Genomic DNA, 26,801 nt, shown 5'->3' on the forward strand with positions numbered 1-26,801 from the left:
AACGCCGTTCCGGCCGCGAATTTCCAGCAAGTTCGGTCATAGTTGGCTTTGGGGCAAAAGCGGTTCTTCGATCACACGATGCGCGAGAGTTCGGCGTCCCCAAAGTCGCAGCGGCCGCTCGCACCAAATTAAAATGGGCTCAGACTAGTCGGCCGCGGGGGCGGCCCGATCGCCGAGCCCTCGCTCGACGCTATGATTGACGAGAGGCCAGCGGATCAAGCCCGCAGGCCTATTGGACCGCGAATATCCCCGTCATTTCACGCCAGCCGGATCCCGTGGCGGCGGCCCGGGAGCGGCGACGTCGCGCGTCGCGGCACGTACCTCATTCCGCGAAATCGCCAATGCTGCGAGAACTGTGCGATTGCTGATATCGAGCTTCTGAAAGATGTGGTGAAGATGAACTTTGATGGTGCCGTCAGCAGTATTCAGGCGACGCCCAATCTCCTTGTTAGATAGCCCCTCAGACACGAGCCGCATGATCTGCCGCTCCCGGTCCGTCAACTGCGTCAGGGATTTCGCCTCAGTCGCAGGATCCTGCTGACCGATCTCGTGATTGGTGGGCGCGAGCGGCAGCGGTCTCTGGCCTTGCGCGACCTGCCGCAAGACCCCGACCAGTGTATCCAGTGTCGCGTCTTTCGTAAGGACGGCATGAGCGCCTTCCGCAGCCAGCCTTGTCAGGTCGCGGTCTCCGGCTAAACCAATGAAGAACACCACACGCGTGCCCAGGCTTTCGCCGTTTACAAGTGCGAGGATTTCCGGCCCACTGATGCCAGGCATGGCGACATCGAGCAGCACGACGTCGGGCACAAGAAGACGGATTGCCTCAATGCAGCTTGCACCGTCGCCGCAGGACGCAACGATCGTGAAGTCGTGCTGCGCCGCGAGGATGCTACTGATGCCTTGCAGCACGATGGGGTGTCGGTCCGCGATGATCACTCTCGTGCGGTGCATGCTTCCTCAGCCCATTTTTCAACTCAAACCCCGCAGGCCCCTAGATTAGTCCGATAATTCGACAACGTCTTCTCGAACCTGCACGGGCACACTAACCATATACCAAATCGGGCCATCAAAAACGTTTCATACTACGCTGCCTGCTTCCGGCAACGCTTGATAGCCGCATCACCGTAGCTTGCTTTGAGCAGGCGTGCAGCACCGTAAGAATCCGGCCAGTTCAAAAGTGCAGAAGGCGAATTTCGTCCGAGAAAAAGACGGTGCAATCTTCGATTTTTGGTAGTCACCTCGTAACATTCACGTAAAGGATGCGGCGGGCGTACCGGTTGGCTCCTTGTTATTACGATCGACATCCATCTCTTGGTCGTCCATCGACTTATTACCAAGGATATATATGGACATTTTGAATTCGAATCTAAGATTTGACACAGTGAAAGCAATCTTGCGCCGCTCTTGGGTAGAGGAGGTGATCGAAAAGTAAGACTATTCACAAGACCTGGACCGTCATTAACGTGGACGGTGATTCAAGAATAGAAATTCCGGACTCCAAAAATGCCGGACTCCGATCTCGTTTCAATTCAATCGCGTCTTTGCTGGGAGGCTCAATGAGGCGGCAGGATCCTTTCTCAACCAGACGCTCCGTTGCAAGTTGTCCCGGCCAGAGAGGTCTCGGACACATCCTACGTTAGCTTGTTCAATTGCCGCTTCAACCTTAGCACTGATGAAATTTATGATCGGCAAAGCTGGATCCAAGATCGTCGCTCAGCCAGCAGGCCAACTTCAGTGAGTACCGTGTGATCGTTCGTAACGAGTAGGTTGCCACATGTATTCTTCAGTTAGTATGCGCCGCACGCATCAAGCTCTGGTCGTTCAATTCACTGAATTGCAGAATTTGCGTCAACGAGTGCTGGAGGCCGAGCAACGGATCGTCGGCGCAAGGAGACGAGGCAAGAGGCGAACGGGACTTGGGAGGCATCGGCTTGGTCGAAGGCGACTCCTGCCGCTAGCCTAGGTAAGCTTCGCGTTGTCGCCGGGCGCCCTCCCAGTGGGTCGGTTCAAGTGGATCGTGCTTGCCCGACCCCGGCTCGACCTGATAATGCCCTGCCCTTCGGATAGGGAGTGGTGGGGACGGCTTCCATGGGCAGAGACGACTGGGAATCGAAGAGCACGGCCGAACTGTGGGAGCTCTATGACGGGATAACGAAGGTCCTCAGTCGGAGGATGGCTGCGGAGAAAGCCAAGCTTGAGGAGCGGCTGCGCAAGATAGAGGGAACTGCCGGTAGCCCGCGCCCTGAGGAACGGGTGCGTCGCCCCTACCCGCCGGTTCTGCCGAAATATCAGAACCCTAAGAACCCAGCTGAAACCTGGTCCGGTCGCGGCAAACAGCCGCGATGGCTCAAAGCCCAGCTTCGAACGGGCAAAAAGCTGGATGATTTGCTGATCGAACGACCATCCGGGCAGAGGCGGCGCCGGACCGGCTAGGCCGACCGAATTCAGTGATGTCCTTGCACCGCACAATGCGCTTCGGCGGCGCTCGATCCGTCAGCGATTGCTATCATCCTTGCCATTAGGACTACCATCGTTGCCGCCGTTGCCATAGCCATTGTTGCCATGCACAACTTGGCTGCCCGAGCGTGCTATCGCGGTCGAGCTCAGAGAGGTGGACAGCAACAGCGTCATCGCCGGAGGCGTCACAACGGCGAACTTTCCACAGCTCTTCAGGAATTCTCGGCGATCTTCGCCGTCTGTATCTATATGGGTCATAGGAATCGTCCTGCACTCGTCGGGGTGATGAAAGTAGGCCAGAATAGACGTGCCGCAAGTTAAATATGTTAGTTCTAAAATTTAAAATTTCCGACCTGTCTGGCGCGGCGCAGCCCTCGCTGTCGGCTATTGAACAAAACGCCGGTCGCAGCCCCTTCACGAGCATTACGGCTGCACTATCTTGCGTAGTCCCGCTGAGGCGCGTAACCGGCGGCCGCGACCTATCCCGTCTCGGCATACCGCGTGCTGGTCCGCCCTGCTTGGCAGTAAACCCCTTTGACATTAAATTAGACCTATTATAATTAAATATCTTAATTGGCTAGGATTGGCTTCATTTCATAAGTCTGTTCACCGCGCAACGAGCTCAGGGCAGCTCGACCAAATATGCGGCGCACGAAAGCATCGCTATTCCCAAGTGGCAAAGGCGAAAGGGCAGTTCATGATCGCAACCGAGGCCGGAGCAGCATTCAGGCAATTGCAGTCTGGCTTCGACGCGGCCTTGCGACCGGGATTCTCCCTGCCGCGTCTGGGAGCCCTGATGCGCCGAGCCCTTTCGGAAACGCTCTTGGACCTTTCGGAACTCACGGTTCTCACTGAGGCTGCGACCGGCGCGTATGCCGTGACGGCCGTCCTCGCAGCGATGGCCGGAGCCAGGCACGTCTACGCCTTCACGAGACCTACACGGCACGGAACACCAGCTGACGCCAGGCAACAGACTTTGGAGCTTGCCGATTCGGTTGGTGTGGCCGATCGCATCGATGTCTTGGAACAGATCACCCCGGATATCCTCCATCAAACGGATATCGTAACCAACAGCGGCCATCTTCGGCCGCTTACCGCTGCGCTCATTGACGAGTTACCGAGGGAGGCCGTCATCGCCCTGATGTTTGAGGCTTGGGAATTTCGTCCCGAGGACCTCGACATGGAAGCATGCTTACGGCGCGGAATTCCGATAGTCGGCGTAAACGAGCGCCACCCGACAGTCGATGTGTTCTCGTTTCTCGGTCCGCTGTGCGTGAAGCACCTGCATGATTGCGGTTTATCCGTTTACAAGAATCGCATTGCTCTGCTGTGTGACAATGAGTTTATTGGCTCGCTTCGCTCCGGTCTCGCGAGCTCCGGAGCGAGGGTGGAAGTCTTCAACGATGTCCAGGCCGTGTATCGCGACCAGTGGGATGCAATAATCGTCGCGCTGCGACCGGCGGCTGAGCCTCGTATCGGTTCGCCGGAAGCAGCTCACCTCGCTACGTGCGCGCCCGCTGGTGCCGTTGTCGTGCAGTTTTGGGGCGATATGGATCGAACCGTATTGTCAGCAAATGGCCTGGGCGTTTGGCCGACAGCACCTCCAGGACTTGGACACATGGGCATTCTGCTGTCGGAGATCGGCCCTGAACCGATCGTGAGACTGCAGGCAGGCGGGCTACGCGCTGCCGAGTGGGTGGTTCGGCGCAGCGGAACTGTTTCGTCTGACGGACTCGCGCAAATCGTTGCGCAGCATTCCGGTCAACCGCCAATTCATGCTAGGCCTTCGCCTCGATGAGCTCGATGAGCGTGAGCGTGGCGGAGGCGAGAAACACAATGCGACGCATGTCGAACGCGACGGCGGGCGCGGGTGACGATACGGGAAGATACTGCCGCTCCCTGAAGTAAGCGATCGCATCGTCGAAGCGGGCCACTTCGTAGGCAAGATGATAGAATTTGCTGCCGCGCTTCAGAATGCCCACAACGGGCGATTGTGCGCTGGCCGGCTCAATGAGTTCCAGGCGGGGACCGCCGCCCGACACGAACTGAATCCGAACCTGCTGGATCGGGTCGTCGAAGAGTGGTCGTTCAGGACTGTAGCCAGTTGTCGCGAGCTCCGGCAGTTCCGCTGCGATCTTCCGGCACGCCATTCCCACATGATGAAAATGCAACTCCATCTGCCAGTCCTCTTTCCCTTGCCGCAAGCGTCCGTGGTCCACGCGCTGTCCTTGAGGTGCCCTCGAGGACAGACAACGTCCAATTCCGGCGCGAAATCCGTCGCCTCCGGAAGCGCGATACACTGCTACTGCTTCCGGTCAGCCGCCCCGAGTCAACATTCCCGCGCATCGAGGAGCAGCGCCGACCAAGCCTGCTTCAACCGCGGATAATCCTCACGCGACATGCGAAATGTAATCACGTCGTCGCCATTCCACCAAGCCTTCGGCGCAATCTGCTGGATCTGGAATCCAAGACGAATATGGAAGTTCTTTGCGGGCCGGTTCCTGCTTTGCACGTTGGCAACGACGGCCGAAAGGCCCAGCTGCACGAACGCAAATGCAAGAAGCAGGTCGAAGATCTCGGCCAGAAAGAGCCGCGCGCCCGGATCGACGATCAACCGCGCCACCTCGCCGCGTTTCGCCGCGAAATCCAGGTTCGCTAACGCGATGCAGCCGGCCGGTTTTCGCGAACGCTTGAACTCGGCAATGAAATAGTAGTCGTCGGCCATGGCTTGATAGTTTCGGAAAAACTCTTCCTGCCGGGCTAAGGTCAGCTTTTCTCGGGTCATGAACTTGCCGAGTACGGGGTCGTTCCGCCAAGCGATGATTTGCGCGGAGTCGTCCAGCCGGACTTCGCGGAGGACCAGGTTGTTCCCTTCGGGAAGCCGTTTGAGATTCTCAGCCTTGGTGGAAAGAGTGTCCGCCTTCGATGGCCTCACTTCTGCATGGTCGGTCATTTATCTGCGTTATCCAATTTTTAAAATTTAAATATCTTTAATTGACCCACGCTTTATCATGATTTAATTTTGGCGGCAATCCACCGATGCCACTTTCGCTGGGAGACCTACTATTCTCGCTGCTGTACCCGTTTTGCCGGACCGAACCGTGAATGACGCCCAACTCAAGTCCCTGGCGCTGTCCGGCGACACCGCGTTCTGGGGGTATCTCGCCGCCCGCTCGCGACACGCGGAGAGCTTTTCCGAACTGTTCTTTCTGTCGACGCTTCGGAAAAAAGCCAGACGGGTGGCGACCGAGAGCGTCCAGCCAAGACTCCGCCTTGCCTTCGTCGGCGGCTACAACCTTTATCCGTTGCACGAGCTGGTCGAACATCTCCTTACCATTCGTGGCATCGAGTGCGAACGCTTCCTCGGCGAATACGATAATTACGTCTCGGAGGTCCTCGACAGCTCCAGCCCGCTATACGCCTTCAAGCCGGATATCGCCTTCATTCTGCCGAACGGAAGCCGCTGCCGGTTTTCCGGCTCGCTGCTCGATGCCGTGGAACGTCAGCGCCAGGCCGCAGTTGGCGCCGCGGAACACCTCCTCAACCTGGCGCGGACCTTCATCGTACGTTCAGGTGCGGCGGTCATTCTCGCCAATCTTGGCCTGCCCGGCGAACTCGGTCTCGGCTCGTTCCGTTCGCGCACGCTTGGCGCCGATTGGAGTTTCCGCAAAGCGGTCAACCTCGAGCTGGGGCTCCGGGCTCCAGCCGAGGTGCAAATCTGCGACGTCGAGTTCCTCTCCGCACGCCGCGGGATCGCGGCCGCAGAGGATGCGCGAGCGTGGTATGAATCGAAGCAGCTCGGCTCACCTGATTTTCTGGTGGATGTCGCGCAAGAGCTAAGCCATCTGATCGCCTCCCGTAGGCAGGGGCCCAAAAAGGTGCTGGTGCTCGATCTCGATCACACGCTCTGGGGCGGCGTGATCGCGGAGGACGGCATCGAGGGAATCGAACTTGGCGACTCGTCTCCTCGCGGCGAGGCCTTCAAGAGCTTCCAGAAGTACCTCCTTGCCCTCTCCGAACGCGGCGTCCTGCTTGCGGTATGCAGCAAGAACGACCACGCGCGCGCGATCGAGGTATTCGAGAAGCATCCCGAGATGGTTCTCCGGCTGGAGCACTTCGCAGCGTTCAAAGCCAATTGGGAGCCCAAATCCGACAACCTGCAGCGGATCGCGGATGAACTCCGCCTCGGTCTGGATAGCTTCGTCTTCGCCGACGACAACCCGGCGGAGATCGAGATCGTGCGCCAGTTTCAGCCCCAGGTCGAAGGCGTGCTCCTCGGGCCGGATCCCGCCGAATTCATCAGTCGCCTCCAGGCCGGGCGCCATTTTGAGCCACGGAACATCACCGAGGAGGATCTCGGGCGGACGGCGCAATATCGGCAGGAACGGCGACGCACGGAGCTCGCGGCGAGCGTAACAGACATGCCGGCCTACCTCGCCTCGCTTGAGATGCGGGGCACGATCAAGGAGTTCGACTCGCTCGACCTGCCCCGCATTGCCCAACTGATCGCGCGCAGCAATCAGTTCAACCTGACGACAATCCGTCGCTCCGAAACGGAACTCCAAGGGCTCCTGGCAAGGCCGGACTACCTGTGCTTCACGATGCGGCTCGAGGATCGGTTCGGCGATTCCGGGCTGATCTCCGTGGTCATTGCAAAGATCGAGGGCGACGCCCTCGTTGTCGATACATGGCTCATGAGCTGCCGCGTGCTTAAACGCCAGGTCGAGGACGAGATCATGAATGAGATTTTCCGGCTCGCGGGCGCCGCCGGCTGCGCGAAAGTGCGCGGCCTTTATCTTCCTACGGCCAAAAACGGCATCGTCGCCGGAATTTACGAGGAGTTTGGCTTCAAGCGTACGGAAGACTCCGCCGCTCGAAAAGAATTCGAACTCGAGCTTGAGAAGTATCAGACGCGTTTGACAAAAATCCGCGTGAGCAGGAGGGCTTATGAAGCAAGCTGAAGTACTGGCGAAGATGCAGGAAGTGTTCGACGGCATCTTCCTTGAGAAGGTCGCGGCCAAGCCCGAGCTGTCGCCGGCCGACGTCGAGGAGTGGGACTCGCTCATGCAGATTTCACTGGTGATCGCCATCGAGCAGAAGTTTCGGGTGCGATTCCGCGTTGGCGAAGTTGAAGCGGCCCGGAATCTGGGCGAGTTCGCCGATTTGATCGCGAAGCGGATTGAGGCATAGGAGCTGCACGCTGCAAGCTTGTCGAGGCGGGGCGAACGAGTTGCGCAGTCCGCTTCATTTCAATTTTTGGCGCTCTTGTTGTGTGGGTCGAAGACGCGGAGCTGGTGCACGAGGCCCCTGATCCACCCCGCCCCCCTTTGAATGTCAAACTGAAGTTGACGAGGGTGACTTCTCCAACAGCAGAATTAATCTCTTTTATTTAATTATTTTTATGGTTTAATATTATTATCACGAGCACTACCGCAGCCGGCTGACGCTGCAACCGGCACCGGTCGGCCGACGAATCTAGGTCGTCGCCAAGTACGCTGACTAGCCCGGGAGAGAACCAACGTGGCTACCACCACCACTCTGTTCACCACCCAGACACCCTCCATCACCAATGCCAGCGACGGCACCGGGGCGGATTATGAGCTGGGGATGCGCTTCACCGCCGACACGTCCGGCGTGATCCAGGCAATCCGCTACTACAAGGCCTCCAACGAAACCGGCACCCATATCGGCCACATCTGGTCGGCCACCGGCCAGGAGCTGGCAACGGTCACGTTCACCAACGAAGGCGCATCGGGCTGGCAGCAGCAGGCCCTCGCGACGCCCCTCACCATCGCGGCCGGCACGACCTACGTGGTCTCGGTCAACATCAACAGCTACTACGTCTCCACGACCCAGGGCTTCGCCTCCGGTATCAGCAACGGCGGCCTGAACGCTCCGGTCGGAGCAGGCGTCTTCGACTACACCGCGGGCGTCTTCCCCACCGCCGCCTATCAGAATGCAAACTATTTCCGCGACGTCGTGTTCGCTGCGGGCTCATCGACGCCCAACAATCACCCCGGTACAGTGAGCGTCAGCGGGACGCCGACGCAGAACCAGACCTTGACCGCGACCGTGACCGATGCCGATGGCGTGCCGGCCGCCGTCACCTATCAGTGGCAGCAAAGCACGGACGGCACCACATGGAGCAACATCACCGGTGCGACGGCGAGCACACTGACCCTCGCGCAGGCCCAGGTCGGCAGCTTCATACGTGCCACCGCCTTCTATACGGACCTATTGGGCAGCAGCGAGACCCCGGTGAGCGCCGCGACCAGCACGGCAGTGGCCAACGTCAACGACGTCGGTGTTGTTACGATCAGCGGCACGGCGACCCAGAACCAGACGCTGACTGCCAGCGTCGCCGATCCTGACGGTGTCCCGGCGAACATCACCTATCGCTGGCAGAGCAGCACCGACGGCACCACCTGGACGGATCTCTCGGCCACGACCTCGAATCTTACCCTCGACAGCAGCCTGCTCGGCAAGCAGATCCGGGTGAACGCCACCTACACCGACCTGCTCGGCGCCAGCGAGAACACAACCAGCACGGCCACGGCGGCGGTTACCGCGAATGCCGGCACCACTCTGTTCACCACCCAGACACCCTCCATCACCAATGCCAGCGACGGCACCGGGGCGGATTATGAGCTGGGGATGCGCTTCACCGCCGACACGTCCGGCGTGATCCAGGCAATCCGCTACTACAAGGCCTCCAACGAAACCGGCACCCATATCGGCCACATCTGGTCGGCCACCGGCCAGGAGCTGGCAACGGTCACGTTCACCAACGAAGGCGCATCGGGCTGGCAGCAGCAGGCCCTCGCGACGCCCCTCACCATCGCGGCCGGCACGACCTACGTGGTCTCGGTCAACATCAACAGCTACTACGTCTCCACGACCCAGGGCTTCGCCTCCGGTATCAGCAACGGCGGCCTGAACGCTCCGGTCGGAGCAGGCGTCTTCGACTACACCGCGGGCGTCTTCCCCACCGCCGCCTATCAGAATGCAAACTATTTCCGCGACGTCGTGTTCGCTGCGGGCTCATCGACGCCCAACAATCACCCCGGTACAGTGAGCGTCAGCGGGACGCCGACGCAGAACCAGACCTTGACCGCGACCGTGACCGATGCCGATGGCGTGCCGGCCGCCGTCACCTATCAGTGGCAGCAAAGCACGGACGGCACCACATGGAGCAACATCACCGGTGCGACGGCGAGCACACTGACCCTCGCGCAGGCCCAGGTCGGCAGCTTCATACGTGCCACCGCCTTCTATACGGACCTATTGGGCAGCAGCGAGACCCCGGTGAGCGCCGCGACCAGCACGGCAGTGGCCAACGTCAACGACGTCGGTGTTGTTACGATCAGCGGCACGGCGACCCAGAACCAGACGCTGACTGCCAGCGTCGCCGATCCTGACGGTGTCCCGGCGAACATCACCTATCGCTGGCAGAGCAGCACCGACGGCACCACCTGGACGGATCTCTCGGCCACGACCTCGAATCTTACCCTCGACAGCAGCCTGCTCGGCAAGCAGATCCGGGTGAACGCCACCTACACCGACCTGCTCGGCGCCAGCGAGAACACAACCAGCACGGCCACGGCGGCGGTTACCGCGAATGCCGGCACCACTCTGTTCACCACCCAGACACCCTCCATCACCAATGCCAGCGACGGCACCGGGGCGGATTATGAGCTGGGGATGAGCTTCACCGCCGACACGTCCGGCGTGATCCAGGCAATCCGCTACTACAAGGCCTCCAACGAAACCGGCACCCATATCGGCCACATCTGGTCGGCCACCGGCCAGGAGCTGGCAACGGTCACGTTCACCAACGAAGGCGCATCGGGCTGGCAGCAGCAGGCCCTCGCGACGCCCCTCACCATCGCGGCCGGCACGACCTACGTGGTCTCGGTCAACATCAACAGCTACTACGTCTCCACGACCCAGGGCTTCGCCTCCGGTATCAGCAACGGCGGCCTGAACGCTCCGGTCGGAGCAGGCGTCTTCGACTACACCGCGGGCGTCTTCCCCACCGCCGCCTATCAGAATGCAAACTATTTCCGCGACGTCGTGTTCGCTGCGGGCTCATCGACGCCCAACAATCACCCCGGTACAGTGAGCGTCAGCGGGACGCCGACGCAGAACCAGACCTTGACCGCGACCGTGACCGATGCCGATGGCGTGCCGGCCGCCGTCACCTATCAGTGGCAGCAAAGCACGGACGGCACCACATGGAGCAACATCACCGGTGCGACGGCGAGCACACTGACCCTCGCGCAGGCCCAGGTCGGCAGCTTCATACGTGCCACCGCCTTCTATACGGACCTATTGGGCAGCAGCGAGACCCCGGTGAGCGCCGCGACCAGCACGGCAGTGGCCAACGTCAACGACGTCGGTGTTGTTACGATCAGCGGCACGGCGACCCAGAACCAGACGCTGACTGCCAGCGTCGCCGATCCTGACGGTGTCCCGGCGAACATCACCTATCGCTGGCAGAGCAGCACCGACGGCACCACCTGGACGGATCTCTCGGCCACGACCTCGAATCTTACCCTCGACAGCAGCCTGCTCGGCAAGCAGATCCGGGTGAACGCCACCTACACCGACCTGCTCGGCGCCAGCGAGAACACAACCAGCACGGCCACGGCGGCGGTTACCGCGAATGCCGGCACCACTCTGTTCACCACCCAGACACCCTCCATCACCAATGCCAGCGACGGCACCGGGGCGGATTATGAGCTGGGGATGAGCTTCACCGCCGACACGTCCGGCGTGATCCAGGCAATCCGCTACTACAAGGCCTCCAACGAAACCGGCACCCATATCGGCCACATCTGGTCGGCCACCGGCCAGGAGCTGGCAACGGTCACGTTCACCAACGAAGGCGCATCGGGCTGGCAGCAGCAGGCCCTCGCGACGCCCCTCACCATCGCGGCCGGCACGACCTACGTGGTCTCGGTCAACATCAACAGCTATTACGTCTCCACCCCCCAGGGCTTCGCCTTCAGCACCAGCAACGGCGGCCTGAACGCTCCGGTCGGAGCAGGCGTCTTCGACTACACCGCGGGCGTCTTCCCCACCGCCGCCTATCAGAATACAAACTATTTCCGCGACGTCGTGTTCGCCCCATCAAACGTCATCGCGCTCCTTAACACTTCTACGATCTACGTCAGTGAAGCGGCCGGCACGGCCACCGTCACTGTCACACGCTCCGGCGACCTCCAGTCTCAAAACACCATTGAGTACACGACGAATGAAATCGGCACGGCCGAAACTGCGACAGCTGGATCGGACTTCATCCAACCCACTTTCAACGGTCGGACGAACACCGGCCAGATCGTCTTCGGGCCCGGAGAGAGCACCAAGAGCTTCACCATCCCCATCGTCAATGATCAACTGGCCGAGGGCAACGAAACGTTCGCTGTCGGCCTTCAGAATCCCGGCGCCGGATCCCTCGGAGCTCCACGCACCGTCCTCGTGACCATCATCGACGACGACTCACCCGCTAGTATTGCAATGGCGGACCTCGTGGTGAGCGCTGCGGAGAGTAGCCCGAGCGCGAGGATCACGCTGCTGCGTAGCGGGAACCCCAATCAAGCAGCCACGGTCGACTTCGCGACCAGCAACGGCAGCGCACTCGCAGGATCCGATTACACGACCTCGTCCGGCACGGTAACCTTTGCTGCTGGCCAGGTGAGCCAGACCATCTCGGTGCCCATCATCAATGATACGACGCCGGAGAGCGACGAGACCTTCACCGTCACCTTGAGCAATCCGACAGGCGCCACTCTCGGAGCTCAGGCGACAACGACCGTGAAGATCCTGGATAATGACAACCCCGCTCTGGGCAATCTGGTGGGCGAGACAGCCGTGACGGGGTTGAACCAACCTGCTGCGATGGACTGGACTCCCGACGGCCGCTACCTGCTCGTCGCAGAGAAGGACGGCGTGGTGCGCGTGGTGGACAACGGCACATTGCGGTCGACCCCACTCATCGACCTCTCGAGCGAGGTGAACGATTTCGGCGATCGCGGGCTACTGGGAATCGCCGTCAACCCAAATTTCGCAAGCAATCCCTATGTCTACCTGCTCTACACTTACGATCCGCCCGAGACGGCAGGACAGAGCGGTCTGGCCGCGGCCGATCAGGGCGGCAATCGGCCGTGTCGTCTGGTGAGAGTCACGGTCGATCCCACCACAATGATCGCCGACCCAGCCAGTGAAACAGTGCTCGTCGGCAAGAACAGCATCTGGGAGTACATCAGCCGTCCCGATGCGAACAGCGGCGGCGATCCCAGCATCGTTCCTTCCGGGATCGTCAACGGCACCACGGTCACTGCGCCCGCAAGTCAGATCGAGGTTGGATCGCAGGACAATGACCCGGACCGGCCCGGCATTCAGAACCAGAACATCCGTGACTATCTTGCGACCGATAGCGATTCGCATTCGATAGGTGCCGTTCATTTTGGCCCCGATGGCTATCTCTACCTCACGGTCGGGGATGGCACATCGTACAATTTCGTCGATCCGCGCGCAGTACGAGTCCAAGACATCCACAATCTCTCGGGCAAGCTCTTGCGGATCGATCCTGCGACGGGCGAGGGAGCGCCTGGCAATCCGTACTATCAGGCTAGCGACCCCAACAGCAATCAGTCCAAAGTGTTCTACTACGGTGTTCGCAACGCGTACCGCTTCAGCTTTGATCCCGTCACGAATCTACCTGTGCTTGGAGACGTTGGCTGGAATAACTGGGAAGAGATCGATACGGGCCCCGCCGGCTCCAACTTCGGATGGCCCTACTTTGAAGGCCCCGACAAAACCGCCAGCTACCAGAACCTCGACCAGGCGATCACCTTCTACAACAATGGCAACCGCAACAACGTGTCCGACCCGCCTGCCGTGTTTCCGATCTTACCTGTAAGTCATGGGGCTCCGGACAACGCCCACGTGATCACCGGGGGAGATTTCTACAATCAGAACACCTTGTTCTTCGACGACGTCTACAACGGAACGATTTACGCGGCGACATTGAACGCGAGCCGGCAGGTCGCAAGCGTTCAGTTGGTTGACAACGTATCGGGCATTGTGGACTTGCAGAAGGGCCCCGACGGCTGGCTCTATGGTGCCGATATATATGATGGCACGATCCGGCGTTGGGTGGACCCTTCGGCCGCCGGCAACGTGGGCCTCGCGGCGTCATGACGGCGGGTGCGCCGCGAGAAGGAGCCCCACTTGTGACTTGTATCGTCAGTGGGGCACGACAGAGCCGATGCCCTCAGCGCGCTGGCATGATTGTGACAGGTCGTCCCGCCAGCGCAGCTCAGCATGATTCCGGCCACATGACAGGAGTCATGCTCCCGGGCGGCCGATCGTCGCCCACAGCCGGCTGTCGCTCGGCATCTGCATCCGGACCCAGCCATATGGCACTTGCGACCAGGACTTGATCTCGGGCGCCAGATTATCGAGCACCAGATCGCCGGTCCTGGCGCGCACCACCAGCACAAGGTGATGGTCTCCAGAACCGGTGACCACCTCGCTCAATAGCAGGGCCCGCGCGGGCCACCCGCGTTGCAGCAGCTCATGACGCTTGCTCACTGCATAGTCGTTGCAATCGCCGCGATCGGGGTTGACGATCCATTGCTCACCGGCGAGGCCGAGTTCATTGGGCTGCGGAGCAATGGCGCGGTTCACGACGCGATTGACCGCTTTCAGCTCTGCCCATCGTTCCTTCGTCAACCGGACCGGCCCGCCGCGGAAGGCGCGCCGGGGGCGGCATTCGGCCTCATAGCGCACGCAAAACATCGTATAGCTGAAGGGCGCAAGCGTCGGGCGTCCCCGCTCGATATGCGCAAGAGCCGCTTGCGGAGTCCCTGGTGCGGTCAGCAATGCCGCACCCGCCCACTGAACGCCTCCGATCATGACAGCCAGAGCTGCCGCGACGACTGATCCCGAGGTTCGCTGCATGTGCCGATCCTCCTGCGAACGCCAAACCAGGGCCCGGATTCACTGCTCAGCGCGGCCGCCCGGTCGTGGGGATGATCAACCGCCTGCATTATATTATTTAATACTAATTAAAATTAACTTGCAATAATAATGGAACATTAAATCAGCGCAGATGTCGCACGCAGACAGCCGTCGGATGCCGCGGCCGGCCGATAGGAAGAATGGGGGAGACTGAAATGAAGCGAAAAGTTCCGATCCTCTCGGACGTACCGATGAAAAGGCCGGACATGTGCGTATCAGCGTGCCAACCAACTTCTTAACGCCACATATAATTTTGATTGTTGATTGAATTATTCACCGAGGCCCAATCTTCAAATTGCGCTTGTCGGGCAGGACGGATTTCACATGCAGGATGAGTTGCTCGTCATTCTGGGGGCTGAAGTTACGATACTTGCCTTCGTAGCCGCGATGACCCTGTACGCCAGGCGAATGGATGTTCTGAGCGGACGCTCGTTCGAGCGATCGGTGGTCTCGCCCATGGGCAACAAGCATCCGTTACGGTCGCTTCGCCGGAAGCCGCGCGATCTGCTGCGGCTGATCAGGAGGTGGGGCGACCTCGCTACGTTCGCGTTCCCCCCACGAAATCTCCTGCGGCGACCTATCATCACCAGAGCGCTGCGGTGGGGCGTTCAAACCAGACCACAGACTCCGTTCCGGCGCGTGATGCGCTCGCGGCGGCCGGGCACACCCGCTGCCGATGCGTCCGGCCGCCCAGCCCTGCTTTCAGAGGCTGGCCGCAACGCCAGCGCCCAGAGATAGGGCGCCGGCGCCGAATGCATGCGGTCGTGGCTGCTTTCTTCCGCGAAGACTCAGCGCTCCTTGAACGCGCGGCCCGCCTGATCCTGCAGCGGCTTGAGCAGGTAGGACAGCGCGGTCCGGCCTGCCGTCCTGATGAAGACCTCGACCGGCATGCCGGGCAGCAGCTTGGCCGACCCGAGTTTCGCCAGCTCCGCCGGCTTCAGCAGGACGCGGCCCGTGTAGTAGCTCGTGCCAGCGCGCTGGTCCTGGGTAATGTCTGCCGAGACCATGCTGACCTCCCCGTCGATTTCGGGCGTGGTCTTCTGGTTAAACGCTGCGAACCGCATTGTCGCGATCTGCCCCACATAGACCTGGTCGATATCGCGCGGTGCGATCTTGACCTCGACCGCAAGCGAGTCTGCATCCGGCACGATCAGCATGATCTGCTCGCCGGGAGAGATCACACCCCCAACGGTGTGGACGCTGAGCTCGTGGACGCGGCCGGATTGGGGCGCCCGGATCTCGATCCGATTCAATTGGTCGACCGCCGCAGTCTTGCGCTCGCCCAGTTCGGAGAGTTTCGAACGCGTCTCGATCAGGTCCTTGCCGACTTCCGTCCGCAGGTCCTGGTCGATTTGAATGCTCTGGAGTCCGATTTCCGAGATCTTGCCCTTCGACTGAGCAATCATTCCCGCGAGCTGGCTCCGCTCGCCTTCGATGCGGGCGGAGTCGCGCTCAAGGGCATTGAGCCGCGTGATCGGCACCAGATTCTTCTGCCAGAGGCTGCGCACGCCCTCCAGCTCCTGGCGGATGAATTCGACTTCCTTCTGCTTGGCTTCGGTCTGGCCGGTGTAGCCCTTGATCTCGTTCTCCAGCTGCGCGCTCTTCTCCTGCAACTGCGCTTTTTGGCCGTTCCTCGCCTGACGACGCAGATCGAACAGCTTCCGCTCCGCGGTGATTGCACGATTAGCCTCGGAGTTGCTATCCTTGGCCCGATCGAGCAGCACCTTGGGAAACACGACCTGCTCGGCGCCATCGCGCTCGGCCTCCAGTCGAGCCTGCCGCGCGAACAGCTCATCAATGCTGTTGGTGACGATCGTCGCATTGGCGAGCGTCTGGGTCTCGTCGAGGCGGATCAAAACGTCCCCTGCATTGACCCGGTCGCCTTGCCGAACGCGCAACTCTCCCACGATCCCGCCAGTGGCGTGCTGGACCTTCTTGACGCTCGAATCCACCACGACTACGCCTTGGGCGATCACTGCGCCCGACAATTGAGTCGTTGTCGCCCAACCGCCGACCCCAAAGGTCACCAGGGCGAACATGATCATTCCCACGATCATGTAACGCTGAATGGACTGCAACGCCGGCGCCACCTGACCGTTCATCGGCCGCCTCCATGAGCTTCCGCAACGACCTTGAGCGGTACCGGATTCCGCAACACGCGCTTGAGAACCTCCTCTCTCTTGCCGAAGGACTGGACCCTGCCTTCTCCGAGGCACAAGACATGGTCCACGCCTTCCAGCGCCTTCGGCCGATGCGCGACAACGGCGACAATCCCACCGCGGCGCCGCACGTTCAGGATCGCCTCGGTCAAGGCCTCCTCGCCCTCGGCATCGAGATTGGAAGAGGGTTCATCAAGCACGACCAGGAAGGGCTTGCCGTAAAAGGCGCGCGCAAGCCCGATACGCTGCCGCTGACCCGCCGACAGCGCCAACCCTCCCTCGCCGATCTTCGTGCTGTAGCCGTCCGGAAGGGAGAGGACGAGGTCATGCGCACCTGCGGCATGCGAGGCTTCCAGAACAGCGGCGGCGGTAGCGTGCGGGTCGAATCGTGCAATGTTCATCGCAATGCTGCCGTCGAACAATTCGACGTCCTGGGGCAGATAACCGATATGCTTGCCGAGAGCGTCCGAAGACCAGTGATCAAGGGCGGCATTGTCGAGCCGGATCCGGCCTCGAATGCACGGCCACACTCCCACCAGCGCGCGCGCCAGCGTCGACTTGCCGGATCCGCTCGGACCAATGATTCCAACCGCCTGCCCGCTCCGCAGCTGGAACGACACTTCGCTGAGCGTCGGCCTTTCGGCGTTCGGCGCACCGATATAGAGGTTCTCGGCGGTGAGGGTTTCAACAGGCGCAGGCAATGCCAACCGCTCCTCCTCGTGAGGCAGAAGCTTCAGCAAGTGATCGAGCCGTTGTCCCGATTGTCGCGCGGCGACGAATCCCTTCCAATTCGCAATGGCCATTTCGACGGGCGCCAGGGCCCGCGCGGTGAGGATCGATCCGGCAATGATGATGCCGGCCGTCGATTCCTGGTTGATGACGAGGACGGCGCCAACGGCAAGAACCAGCGATTGCAAGATCGCCCGGAAAATCTTGGAAGCACCACCGAGTCCGTTTGCGACATCGCTGGCTCGCTCATGGGCCGCGAGGTATTTCGCGTTGACATCTCGCCAACGCAAGGCCGCCTGGTGCCGCATGCCCATGGCCTGCAGAACCTCGGCATTGCGCCGTCCCTCGAGCGCGAGGGCAGTTCGCGAAACGGCGAGACGCGAGCTCGCCTTTGCCGGCCCTCGGGTGTGCGTTTCCGTGAGCATCGTAACGCCGACCAGCACCAGCGCGCCGACCAGCGCAGTGACGCCAATCCAGAAGTGAAAGAGGAAGCAGACGCCAAGATAGATCGGCATCCAGGGCAGATCGAAGAGCGCCGTCGGCCCTCCGCTCGACAGGAAGCTGCGGACCTGATCGAGGTCCCGCACCGGCTGCAGGCCATCGCCATCCGCTCTGGTCTTCAAAGGCAAGCGAACAAGCGCGTCAAAGATGCGAACGCCCAGACTTTCATCAAGGTACCGGCCGACCCGGGCGCTGATCCTGCTCCTGACGAGGTCGAGCCCGCCCTGGAACAGGTAAAGCACCGTGGCCAGAACCATCAAGGCGACCAGCGTCGGTATGCTGCGTCCGGGCAGCACCCGATCATAGACTTGTAACATGAAAAACGAGCCGGTGAGCATGAGCAGATTGCTCATCCCGCTGAAGGCCGCGAGTGCCCAGAAAATCCGGCGGCAAGATCGCAGGAAAGCCGACAACTCCGACTGCGACTCTTCATAGTGATCCACTGGCCGGGGGCGACCAGCGAACATCCGTTGCCGAAGGGCTTCGACCGCGAGCCTTGCCCAGCCGATCAGTCGCGGCGTCCGCAGTTCGGCGTCACCCGCCCACTGTCGTCCGGCCGACAATAGTCCTGACAAATGCATAAGTGGGATTCGATAAAGATTCGCAGGCAGAGGGATCACCCCCCGCCGTCCAACGTCAGTCATGGCACCCGCCCTTGAATCATGCCTGTGTCGGGGGATCCCCCAAGAGATCCCCCGAGGCAGTTGTTGAGTACTAGTCCGTGTGGTTGACCCGTCCCCTACGCGAAGTGGAAGTCGTTGCTGGTCAACGCGCCGAGCTTGGCGTTCTTCAGCGTGAGCGTATCGCTCCCCGTCGCGATCACGACGTCGGTACCCGATTGGGTCGCGTGGGAGAGAACGCTCGCAAAACTGTCGAACACACTTTTGCTGAACTCGATCGTGTCGTGCGCAGGACCGCGGGCAACGAAACCCTTGACGACGTCGTTGCCGAAGTTCGCGCCAAACACGAAAGTGTCGGCTTGGCTGCTGCCAACGAAGGTGTCATCGCCTGAAGTGCTCTTTAGGGTCGTATTGCCTGCCGAGGCGACGAACGTACTGCCCGCAGCAGCAGCGGTGCTGCTGGTTGCAGTGGACGACGTAGCTGCGGTGGAAGTACCGGTCTGCCCGTCACCGTTCAGATCCTGATGGAAGCCGGTCTCGAGTGACTTAAGTCCGGAGTCCGTACCCGACACGGAGCCGCCCGACGTGGAGCCGGTCAGGGAGCTGATATGGGAGACGTAGTTGCCGTTGCTGTCGACGTTCCAGGCCGTGTACTGACCCGTGCTCGCCTCCTTCCAGGCAACCTGATAGCCCGTCGCCGTCTTTTCCACGCCGATGGGAGTCCAGGTGCCATCTGAGCCGTTCACAAACTCCACGCCGTTGTCCTTCAGCGAGGGGCCCGATCCGGTGCTGTCGTTGAGGTAGTACTTGCCACCGCTCTCAACGAGGCTTGTCGCACCAGCCGACTCGACGACCTTGCCAGTGGTCGGCGCAGGCGACGTCGGTGTGGTTGCAGTGGAAGTACCGATCTGACCGTCACCGTTCAGATCCTGATGGAAGGTCGTCTCCAGCGATTTCAGGCCGGAGTCCGTACCCGACACGGAGCCGCCCCACGTTGACCCGGTCAGAGTGTCGACATGGGAAACGTAGTTGCCGTTGTTGTCGGTGTTCCAGGCCGTGTATTGACCGGTGCTGGTCTCCTTCCAGGCAACCTCATAGCCCGTCGCCGTCTTCTCCGCGGCTATGGGTGTCCAGGTGCCATCCGACCCGTTCACAAACTCCACACCGTTATCCTTCAGCGTGGGGCCCGATCCGGTGCTGCCGTTGAGGTAATATTTGCCACCGCTCTGAACGAGAGTTGTCGCACCAGCCGACTCGACTACCGTACCGGCAGTCGGAGACGTCGGCGAGGTCGGCGGCGATGGTGACGTCGGCGAGGTCGGTGCGCTCGGAGCCGTCGAGCCGCTGATGCTGGCCGCGAACGCGGTGGACGCCGTGCCGGTGTTCCCCGCCACGTCCGTTGCCTTCGCGGTGAGGCTGTGCGAGCCGGCCGCAAGGGCGCTGGTGGTATAGCCCCACACGCCGCTGCTGTCGGCGGTCGCGGTCCCGATCTGGGTCGTGCCGTCGAACACCTTCACGACGCTGCTCGCTTCCGCCTTGCCCGACATCACCACCTGATTGGCGCTGTTCACCGTATGGCTGGCAACGGTCGGCGCGACTGGCGCTTGGGTGTCGACGGTGACTGCCAACGCAGACGACGCCGCGCCGGTCTGCCCCGCCGAGTTGGTCGCCGTTGCGGTGAGCGTATGCTTGGCGTCAGTCAGGACCTTTGTGATGTAGTCCCAGGCGCCGCTCGAGTCTGCAGTGGTCGAACCGATCTGGGTCGTACCATCGTAGACCTTGACCGTGCTGCCGGCGGCAGCCGAACCCTTGAGCTCGATGGTATTGTCGTTGGTGATCTTGTCGCCAGCGGTGCCGCTGTCGGTCGAGAACGACGCGATGACGGGAGCGGCCGGCAGAGTAGAACCGCCGCTCGAACCGGAACCAGACGACGGGCTGCCCGAAGAGCCATCGGCTCCTGCCGGCACCACCACTGGAGCAGATGTCGGCGCCGATGCGGTATTGTTCGAATTGACCACCTGACCGGTGCGCATATCCATATTATTGGAGAACGACCAGCCGCTCGGAGCGGAGTAGAACGCCCCCCACGCCGCCTGCAGATCAAAGAAGTTGTCATGCACGCTGCCACTGTGGGCAGAACTGTCGTCGTTATAGGAATTGGCATGAACCATATACGACATCGCTGACCCGGCGGATCCGCCGGCCGCGATCATCGTGTTGTATGCCATGGTGGCATTCTGGATCACTCCGCCCTGCGTATTGCTGTAGAACTGGAAGCCTTCGCCTCCCGACGCCTGCGGGGTCTGATAGGTGGTGTTGAACTCGACATCCACCGAGCTCGCGGTACCGCCGCCGAACTGCAGGAAGTTCAGATGGGCGCCGTCTTGGATCGCCCCCTGCTCGACTAGATTATATTTGTAGACGACGGAGAAGCTCGGGCTGCCGTTTGCCTGCGTGAATTCGACGACGTGCTGCGGAAATTCCTTGAACCAGTTGTACTCCATCTTGACCTGGCCCGAACCGGCGAAGCCGATGAACGATGTCGCGTTACCGATGTCGCTGCCGTCAAAGGTATTATGCGAGAGGGTCAGATTGGACGCACCCGAAGTTCCGTAGACCAGATATGATCCCTGGTTGGTGCCAATCGCAAAATTGCTGTTCGAGATCGTCGCATTCGCTCCTGCGACGGTCACCTGATATCCGCCGTGGAGCGAGAAGTCATACCCATCGAGCGTGAGGTTGTTTCCGCTGATCGTGACCGTGCGGCTCGACGTGTCTACCGAAACGCCCGCCATCGAGATCGATGCCGGATCCTTGAGCGATGTCGACGTCGCCCCGACTGCATAATCGACGCCGGCCACATTCCAGCTCGGCCGGGTTGAATAGCCGTCAAGCAGGTTCGGAAGTTGCGAAGTTGCCATTAAGGAAGGTCCCCTATTCGAGTTTAATCTGACCTGCCACGCACTGCGCGCTCAAATAACCCCATTTGAAGTCACGCAGCGATTGCAGGTCATGTAGAGCCAAGCCCGGATGCAAGGCGGCATCGGTATGGCTCATCACCGAAGGCTTTTTTTGGACAACAACACGACTCAGCAAAGGTAATTCAGCGGTCTAAAGCAGTGACTCCGCTTTCATACTTATCCACCGGAAAATATAAACATACTGGGGTAGGATTTGATTATCTATTCCACATCGACCATTCCGATCATTCGCGTTCAAGTACAAGACGTTAGTTTTACGAATTCGCATGGGACGGAAATTGACGAAAGCTGCGCGCGAAAGAATCTGAATTTAGTTATGCCCAGCGAAATGATGGCAGCCGAACCAGCTCGCATCTGGCGCACAATGTCGCAGCTGACAGAAGAGGCCTTACAACAGGCGGAAGGCGCACCATTGGGCGCTGATCCAATGCACCGGCTCGACCGGGATCGAGGCGGCCCAAAAAAGAGCCGGAAAAGCACCCTGTAAGTTCGTCTCGCGGGATGCAGTGCAACCTATGCCGCGACTTTGAAACGGACCGGATTCGGCAGTCGTTGCCGGAGACACGCAAAACGAACCATCAGCGAGAAGCTGGCCGCGGTCGCGATGCCTTATTTAATTTAGCGGCTGATCTCGCATTGTTCGAATTGACCACCTGACCGGTGCGCATATCCATATTGTTGGAGAACGACCAGCCGCTCGGAGCGGAGTAGAACGCCCCCCACGCCGCCTGCAGATCAAAGAAGTTGTCATGCACGCTGCCACTGTGGGCAGAACTGTCGTCGTTATAGGAATCGGCATGAACCATATACGACATCGCTGACCCGGCGGATCCGCCGGCCGCGATCATCGTGTTGTATGCCATGGTGGCATTCTGGATCACTCCGCCCTGCGTATTGCTGTAGAACTGGAAGCCTTCGCCTCCCGACGCCTGCGGGGTCTGATAGGTGGTGTTGAACTCGACATCCACCGAGCTCGCGGTACCGCCGCCGAACTGCAGGAAGTTCAGATGGGCGCCGTCTTGGATCGCCCCCTGCTCGACTAGATTATATTTGTAGACGACGGAGAAGCTCGGGCTGCCGTTTGCCTGCGTGAATTCGACGACGTGCTGCGGAAACTTCCTGAACCAGTTGTACTCCATCGTGACCTGGCCCGAACCGGCGAAGCCGATGAACGATGTCGCGTTACCGATGGCGCTGCCGTCAAAGGTATTATACGCGATGGTCAGATTGGACGCCGCCGAGCTCCCGTAAATCAAATATGATCCCTGGTTGGCGCCAATCGCAAAATTGCTGTTCGAGATCGTCGCATTCGCTCCTGCGACGGTCACCTGATATCCGCCGTGAAGCGAGAAGTCATACCCATCGAGCGTGAGGTTGTTTCCGCTGATCGCGACCGTGCGGCTCGACGTGTCTATCGAAACGCCCGCCATCGAGATCGATGCCGGATCCTTGAGCGATGTCGATGCCGCCCCGACCGCATAATCGACGCCGGCGACGCTCCAGCCCGGCCGCACGGCATAGCGTCTTAGCAATTCCGGATACTGAGGTGCTGCAGGTGAAGTCCTTTGGTCGCTGGCATCGCAGCGGTTGGCCGTGCACTCACCCTTGCCGCTCCTCTCTTGCGCGACGCGGACGTCATCTTCATCGGAAGATGCGACCATCACCAGCGCCGCCACCAAATAGAGCAAGGATTTCATTCTAAGCGACCATCAGACCCCGCGGCGCTGTTCAAGTTCTCTTGCGCCAAGCGCGGCCCCTCTCCAGGATGAGGATGACCGCTCTTTTGCGCTCCCTCACAAGTCAAGAGCGCTTTCGTACAGCCATCAGAGATTTGGTTACGCCGAGGATTTTCTCGGGGATGATCGACGCGTCGGGGAACAATGCGCCGAACATGCGCCTGTCCAGCAGGGACGAGCTTTGTATCGTCTTCATCGCCTCGTCGACGGTCGCAGCTTTGGACCAGTAAGGACCACACTTCCGAGCCATCACAAGCCGGAACTTCAGCGACTCGGGAAGCCAATGCAGAAATGGCGTTCTCGCGTGCGGCTCGATCGGAAACCAGTAGTACGGCGTTTGCACAAAATAATTGGGAGCGATGCGCCGGATCTCGTTTGCCATGGCCATCATGCTCGACCATTGACCGACGTGCTCAATGACCGAATTCGAATGGATCACGTCAAAGCTGTCGTCCGGGAATTCCGGCATATGGCAGGCGTTGCCCTGGCAAAATGTGAAGCCCGCCTTCGGCGGCCCGCCCCCATCCAGATTGAGTAGCGTTATCTCCGTCGGTCGGGCCATCAGGTGCCGCTTGTCCGACCAATAGGCTTCGACTCCGCCAATATCGAGAATACGCAACGGACGCTCGGTCCTGGGGATCGAGTTCACTAGATCGAGAAAGATCGAAAATCGTGCCAGCCGGAAGCTGCTCGACGCAGCCTTCTCGTACCCGCTATGTTCAATGGCCTGTGACACTTCAATCAATCGCCAGTTCCGTATGACGCGCAATCTCCAGGTGATTATAAATCGTCACTTTAATCACTTCAACATTATATTGATTGCCAAAAGGATTTAATTTATTAAGTTATTTAACGTGGCCGGCGGCGCAGGGGCCGCAATTCGACCCATGACGGGCCACGTCGAGGTTTGCGACGGCCGTCATCATCCGAGCGAGGGAGCGATGTCAAATACCGGGCCCGACGCCACAAGGATAGCGGTCCTCATCGTATCGTACGGAAACCCTGGCGACGTGGATCGCTGCTTGACGTCACTTGCCCGGTCCGACTTCGAGAATTTTGATGTTTTCATCTGTGAGAATGGCGGACCGGAAGCTTATGTGTCTTTGATGAAGGTCATTGCAGACGAACGCGGCACATTGCAGCAAATCGAAGATTGTTCGCATCAACTGGACCGACCGGGAGGGCGACTGGCCCGCGTGGCGAAATGTCGATTCCGATCTCGCTCCAATTTGGTCAGGGTGGCGCTCGCAATTGATAATCTCGGCTACGGCGGCGGAGTTAACGCATGGCTCGAGAAATTGCTCGTCCAACCCGGATGGCACGCTGCGCTCGTTCTCAATCCGGACACCGAGGTCGTTGAGACGTGCCTCTCACAGTTGGTGGCCAAAGCCGCCGAAGGATACGGAATGGTTGGCGGGGTTCTGGTATTCGACGATTCCCCGAACAAGGTCGCCAATTATGGGCTTCGATGGTCCACTCTGACAGGGCGCGTGACAGCCGTCGGCCGAAACTCGCCTGCGGGGCGTCGCCTTACACCGGAAATGGTTGAAAGGATCGATGCGATTAGCGGCGCTTGTGTGCTGGTAACGAGAGACTTCATCGCTGATGTAGGGTTAATGATGGACGATTACTTCCTCTATATGGAGGACCTTGACTGGGGCCGGCGGCGGGCCAGCCACCGGATCGGGGTCGCTGAAGGGGCGCTGATACGTCACGTGGGAGGCACGACCATAGGATCGGCTGTCGATCCAAGAGACCAGTCCCATTTGTCGGTCTACCTGTCCGCCCGGAACGGTATCCTCTATTCTCGGCGTCGGGCCGGGTGGCGCTGGATCTTCCACTCCGCGATTTGGATGTTGTACGCACTGAGATACCTTCTGCTCGGTGCTCCGGCGGCTGCCAGGCTGACGATCGCCGGCTTGTGGCATGGAATAAACGGCAGAACAGGTCGGCCTGAAATCTCCTTCGATTGACGAGGCGCTTGCCGCGAGAGGTGCTTCCGCATCAGCCGGCGAGCTTTGTCACGATAGGTCTGTTGTTCATGTTTATTCATCGGCCAGCGGCACGGCCAAAAGTCGATTTATTAAATATTTAATACTTGCTATAAATCGACGGACGCTATTTTAAATGGCGAGGCAGGATTTTCCCGGTCCAGGAGCCAATTGTGAGGCAATTTTCGGCATCCCGCTTTTCCCCCGTGGTCACGACCGCTCTCTGGGCACAGCGCCGCTCCTGGCTCATTCCTCGCGTCCTGAGGCAAGCAGGACTCAGCATGCTCTCGCGTCTTCAGGGGGGTCCTGCACCTGTCGAAGGTTGGAATTCGCCGCTGATCGTCCGCGAGGGAATGATTTCGAACAGCGCCCGTCACGCAATTGACTTGAACCAGGCCGCCACGTGCCTCCCCTCACGTATTGATCGGCCAAACCGACCTGACCGACGCCTATCCTGCTTGATTTCGACGAGCGTCTTGGACGCCGGCGGTATTGATGAGTTCGTGGCATTTCTTGCTCGGCGGCTGCCCGACAGCGGCATCAGATCCACGGTCATGGTAACGGAGCCGGCTGCGACCGGAGGGCGCCTCATGCGCGCGCTGCAAGAAGAGGGGATTGAGGTCATCCATAAATCCCCATCTGAAAGCCCCGGGTGGCTCAGGGAACAACGGCCTGACGTTATCAGCGCTCATGCACCTCCAGACTGGCTGCTCCAGGCGGCCCACGAGCTGGGAATACCGGTGGTCGAGACGTTGCACGCCGCTCCGACCCCGATAGGGACCAATTGGCAAGCAGAGGAACCGAGAAGTCGCAATATTCGCTTTCTGATTGCCGTAAGCGACCTGGTACGACGGCAATACTTGCGTGGCAACCCGGCGTTCAGCGCCGATGCGATTCACACGATACCCAACGGTTTCAACTCTACCCATCGGCAGATGACTGACCGAACCGCGGCAAGGAAGTGGCTGGGTCTTCAAGATGAGTTTCTGTTCGTGTCGCTGGCCCGTCACGTCATGCAGAAGAACGCCTACGGCCTGCTGGTCGCCTTTGCGGAGGTCGCAAAATTGTTCCCGCATGCGCATCTTGTCCTGGCGGGTCGCGCGGATGATCCCGTCTATATGAAGCAGCTCCAGCTCCTTCACAGAAAGATCCCCGAGCGCCATCGAATCCATATTCGCGACAATCTTTCCAACCCGTCCGCACTGCTCTCAGCGGCCGATTGCTTCGTTCTCAACTCCTTCTTTGAGGGATGGCCCCTCGCCCCAATGGAGGCTCTTTGCGCAGGCCTCCCCGTTGTGATGAGCGATGTCGGGGGGGCCCGCGAGCAAATTGGTCTGGAAGGAAGACATGGCCACCTCGTGCCCAATCCCCTGGAAAATCCCGAAACCGTAACATGGGATAGAGTTGCGCGTGAGAGATTCCGGCCTCAGCGCAACAGAGCCGCCCTTGTCTCAGCGATGACTTCGATCATCGAAAATCGCGAGTATTGGACGGCTTCTCGCGCGGCTCTCGCAAGTGAGGCGAAGGTCCGCTTCAACACAGAGGCGTGTATCCAGCGGTACGCGCAAGTTCTCGAACAGGCCGTTGCATCCTGATGGCA

General features: G+C 60.1%; 18 protein-coding genes. 8 read left to right on the forward strand and 10 right to left on the reverse strand.

The features are described from left to right. Positions 1 to 252: 252 nt before the first annotated feature. Entirely contained in the window at positions 253 to 951 is a 699-nt protein-coding gene (locus JJB99_RS24620) for a LuxR C-terminal-related transcriptional regulator (protein ID WP_200494868.1), read from the reverse strand. 1,137 nt (positions 952 to 2,088) lie between these two features. Here JJB99_RS24620 and JJB99_RS24625 point away from each other — a divergent pair. After that, positions 2,089 to 2,433: an H-NS family nucleoid-associated regulatory protein gene (locus JJB99_RS24625; RefSeq protein WP_200494869.1), complete on the forward strand. Its 345-nt coding sequence runs from the start codon at positions 2,089 to 2,091 to the stop codon at positions 2,431 to 2,433. A gap of 60 nt (positions 2,434 to 2,493) precedes the next feature. Here JJB99_RS24625 and JJB99_RS24630 read toward each other — a convergent pair whose 3' ends face one another. Beyond that, positions 2,494 to 2,715, reverse strand: coding sequence for a hypothetical protein (locus tag JJB99_RS24630; RefSeq protein ID WP_200494870.1), 222 nt, complete (start codon positions 2,713 to 2,715; stop codon positions 2,494 to 2,496). Between the two features lie 439 nt (positions 2,716 to 3,154). On the opposite strand from JJB99_RS24630, the gene JJB99_RS24635 reads away from it, so the two are divergent. Then, positions 3,155 to 4,255, forward strand: coding sequence for a hypothetical protein (locus tag JJB99_RS24635; RefSeq protein WP_246774974.1), 1,101 nt, complete (start codon positions 3,155 to 3,157; stop codon positions 4,253 to 4,255). On the opposite strand, the gene JJB99_RS24640 is transcribed toward JJB99_RS24635, so the two are convergent. Together JJB99_RS24640 and JJB99_RS24645 are read right to left on the reverse strand one after the other, a co-directional pair. Next, entirely contained in the window at positions 4,236 to 4,676 is a 441-nt protein-coding gene (locus JJB99_RS24640; RefSeq protein WP_200494871.1) for a VOC family protein, read from the reverse strand. The genes JJB99_RS24635 and JJB99_RS24640 overlap by 20 nt on opposite strands. A 110-nt stretch (positions 4,677 to 4,786) precedes the next feature. Then, positions 4,787 to 5,410, reverse strand: a complete 624-nt coding sequence (locus JJB99_RS24645) for a GNAT family N-acetyltransferase (RefSeq protein ID WP_200494872.1) — start codon at positions 5,408 to 5,410, stop codon at positions 4,787 to 4,789. Positions 5,411 to 5,558: 148 nt separating this feature from the next. Here JJB99_RS24645 and JJB99_RS24650 point away from each other — a divergent pair, with 148 nt between their 5' ends. The 3 genes from JJB99_RS24650 (at position 5,559) to JJB99_RS24660 (ending at position 13,662) form a co-directional block, all read left to right on the forward strand. Next, the gene (locus JJB99_RS24650; protein WP_246774975.1) at positions 5,559 to 7,418 is read left to right on the forward strand and encodes an HAD-IIIC family phosphatase; all 1,860 of its coding nucleotides are present in this window, start codon (positions 5,559 to 5,561) and stop codon (positions 7,416 to 7,418) included. After that, the gene (locus JJB99_RS24655) at positions 7,405 to 7,647 is read left to right on the forward strand and encodes an acyl carrier protein (protein ID WP_200494874.1); all 243 of its coding nucleotides are present in this window, start codon (positions 7,405 to 7,407) and stop codon (positions 7,645 to 7,647) included. Before JJB99_RS24650 ends, JJB99_RS24655 begins: the two co-directional genes overlap by 14 nt. 330 nt (positions 7,648 to 7,977) lie before the next feature. After that, positions 7,978 to 13,662 carry a DUF4082 domain-containing protein gene (locus JJB99_RS24660; RefSeq protein WP_200494875.1) on the forward strand — a complete coding sequence of 1,895 codons (5,685 nt, stop codon included), beginning with the start codon at positions 7,978 to 7,980 and terminating at the stop codon, positions 13,660 to 13,662. A 147-nt stretch (positions 13,663 to 13,809) separates the two neighbouring features. Here JJB99_RS24660 and JJB99_RS24665 read toward each other — a convergent pair whose 3' ends face one another. From JJB99_RS24665 to JJB99_RS36335, 4 genes are all read right to left on the reverse strand, one after another. Then, positions 13,810 to 14,424, reverse strand: coding sequence for a transglutaminase-like cysteine peptidase (locus tag JJB99_RS24665; RefSeq protein ID WP_200494876.1), 615 nt, complete (start codon positions 14,422 to 14,424; stop codon positions 13,810 to 13,812). 848 nt (positions 14,425 to 15,272) lie between these two features. Beyond that, positions 15,273 to 16,586 (reverse strand): HlyD family type I secretion periplasmic adaptor subunit, encoded by a 1,314-nt coding sequence (locus tag JJB99_RS24670; protein ID WP_200494877.1) that lies wholly within the window; start codon positions 16,584 to 16,586, stop codon positions 15,273 to 15,275. After that, on the reverse strand, positions 16,583 to 18,340 hold the full coding sequence (locus tag JJB99_RS24675) for a type I secretion system permease/ATPase (RefSeq protein ID WP_200500282.1): 1,758 nt from the start codon (positions 18,338 to 18,340) through the stop codon (positions 16,583 to 16,585). The genes JJB99_RS24670 and JJB99_RS24675 overlap by 4 nt, the downstream gene beginning before the upstream one ends. A gap of 272 nt (positions 18,341 to 18,612) precedes the next feature. Further along, positions 18,613 to 21,414, reverse strand: coding sequence for an Ig-like domain-containing protein (locus JJB99_RS36335; RefSeq protein WP_246774976.1), 2,802 nt, complete (start codon positions 21,412 to 21,414; stop codon positions 18,613 to 18,615). Between the two features lie 253 nt (positions 21,415 to 21,667). Between JJB99_RS36335 and JJB99_RS24685 the strand changes: the two genes are divergently transcribed. Continuing rightward, a complete protein-coding gene (locus tag JJB99_RS24685) occupies positions 21,668 to 21,961 on the forward strand; it encodes a hypothetical protein (RefSeq protein ID WP_200494878.1) in 294 nt (97 codons plus the stop codon). Between the two features lie 91 nt (positions 21,962 to 22,052). On the opposite strand, the gene JJB99_RS24690 is transcribed toward JJB99_RS24685, so the two are convergent. Together JJB99_RS24690 and JJB99_RS24695 are read right to left on the reverse strand one after the other, a co-directional pair. Continuing rightward, complete coding sequence (locus JJB99_RS24690; protein WP_200494879.1) at positions 22,053 to 23,162, reverse strand: hypothetical protein; 1,110 nt, start codon at positions 23,160 to 23,162, stop codon at positions 22,053 to 22,055. 112 nt (positions 23,163 to 23,274) lie between these two features. Then, positions 23,275 to 23,946, reverse strand: a complete 672-nt coding sequence (locus tag JJB99_RS24695; protein ID WP_246775327.1) for a class I SAM-dependent methyltransferase — start codon at positions 23,944 to 23,946, stop codon at positions 23,275 to 23,277. A 286-nt stretch (positions 23,947 to 24,232) separates the two neighbouring features. Here JJB99_RS24695 and JJB99_RS24700 point away from each other — a divergent pair, with 286 nt between their 5' ends. Both JJB99_RS24700 and JJB99_RS24705 read left to right on the forward strand, forming a co-directional pair. Then, complete coding sequence (locus JJB99_RS24700) at positions 24,233 to 25,183, forward strand: glycosyltransferase family 2 protein (RefSeq protein WP_246774977.1); 951 nt, start codon at positions 24,233 to 24,235, stop codon at positions 25,181 to 25,183. A 494-nt stretch (positions 25,184 to 25,677) separates the two neighbouring features. Continuing rightward, the gene (locus JJB99_RS24705) at positions 25,678 to 26,796 is read left to right on the forward strand and encodes a glycosyltransferase family 4 protein (RefSeq protein ID WP_200494880.1); all 1,119 of its coding nucleotides are present in this window, start codon (positions 25,678 to 25,680) and stop codon (positions 26,794 to 26,796) included. Positions 26,797 to 26,801: the final 5 nt, after the last annotated feature.

Source organism: Bradyrhizobium diazoefficiens (genome assembly GCF_016616235.1).
Taxonomy (GTDB): Bacteria; Pseudomonadota; Alphaproteobacteria; order Rhizobiales; family Xanthobacteraceae; genus Bradyrhizobium; species Bradyrhizobium diazoefficiens_H.

What these genes read in the sequence shown, in the direction of transcription:
- JJB99_RS24670 (WP_200494877.1), bottom strand. Translation starts at nt 16,586, where the DNA reads ATGAACGGTCAGGTGGCGCCGGCGTTGCAGTCCATTCAGCGTTACATG.
- JJB99_RS24625 (WP_200494869.1), top strand. Translation starts at nt 2,089, where the DNA reads ATGGGCAGAGACGACTGGGAATCGAAGAGCACGGCCGAACTGTGGGAG.
- JJB99_RS24655 (WP_200494874.1), top strand. Translation starts at nt 7,405, where the DNA reads ATGAAGCAAGCTGAAGTACTGGCGAAGATGCAGGAAGTGTTCGACGGC.
- JJB99_RS24645 (WP_200494872.1), bottom strand. Translation starts at nt 5,410, where the DNA reads ATGACCGACCATGCAGAAGTGAGGCCATCGAAGGCGGACACTCTTTCC.
- JJB99_RS24665 (WP_200494876.1), bottom strand. Translation starts at nt 14,424, where the DNA reads ATGCAGCGAACCTCGGGATCAGTCGTCGCGGCAGCTCTGGCTGTCATG.
- JJB99_RS24675 (WP_200500282.1), bottom strand. Translation starts at nt 18,340, where the DNA reads ATGTTCGCTGGTCGCCCCCGGCCAGTGGATCACTATGAAGAGTCGCAG.
- JJB99_RS36335 (WP_246774976.1), bottom strand. Translation starts at nt 21,414, where the DNA reads ATGGCAACTTCGCAACTTCCGAACCTGCTTGACGGCTATTCAACCCGG.
- JJB99_RS24620 (WP_200494868.1), bottom strand. Translation starts at nt 951, where the DNA reads ATGCACCGCACGAGAGTGATCATCGCGGACCGACACCCCATCGTGCTG.
- JJB99_RS24630 (WP_200494870.1), bottom strand. Translation starts at nt 2,715, where the DNA reads ATGACCCATATAGATACAGACGGCGAAGATCGCCGAGAATTCCTGAAG.
- JJB99_RS24635 (WP_246774974.1), top strand. Translation starts at nt 3,155, where the DNA reads ATGATCGCAACCGAGGCCGGAGCAGCATTCAGGCAATTGCAGTCTGGC.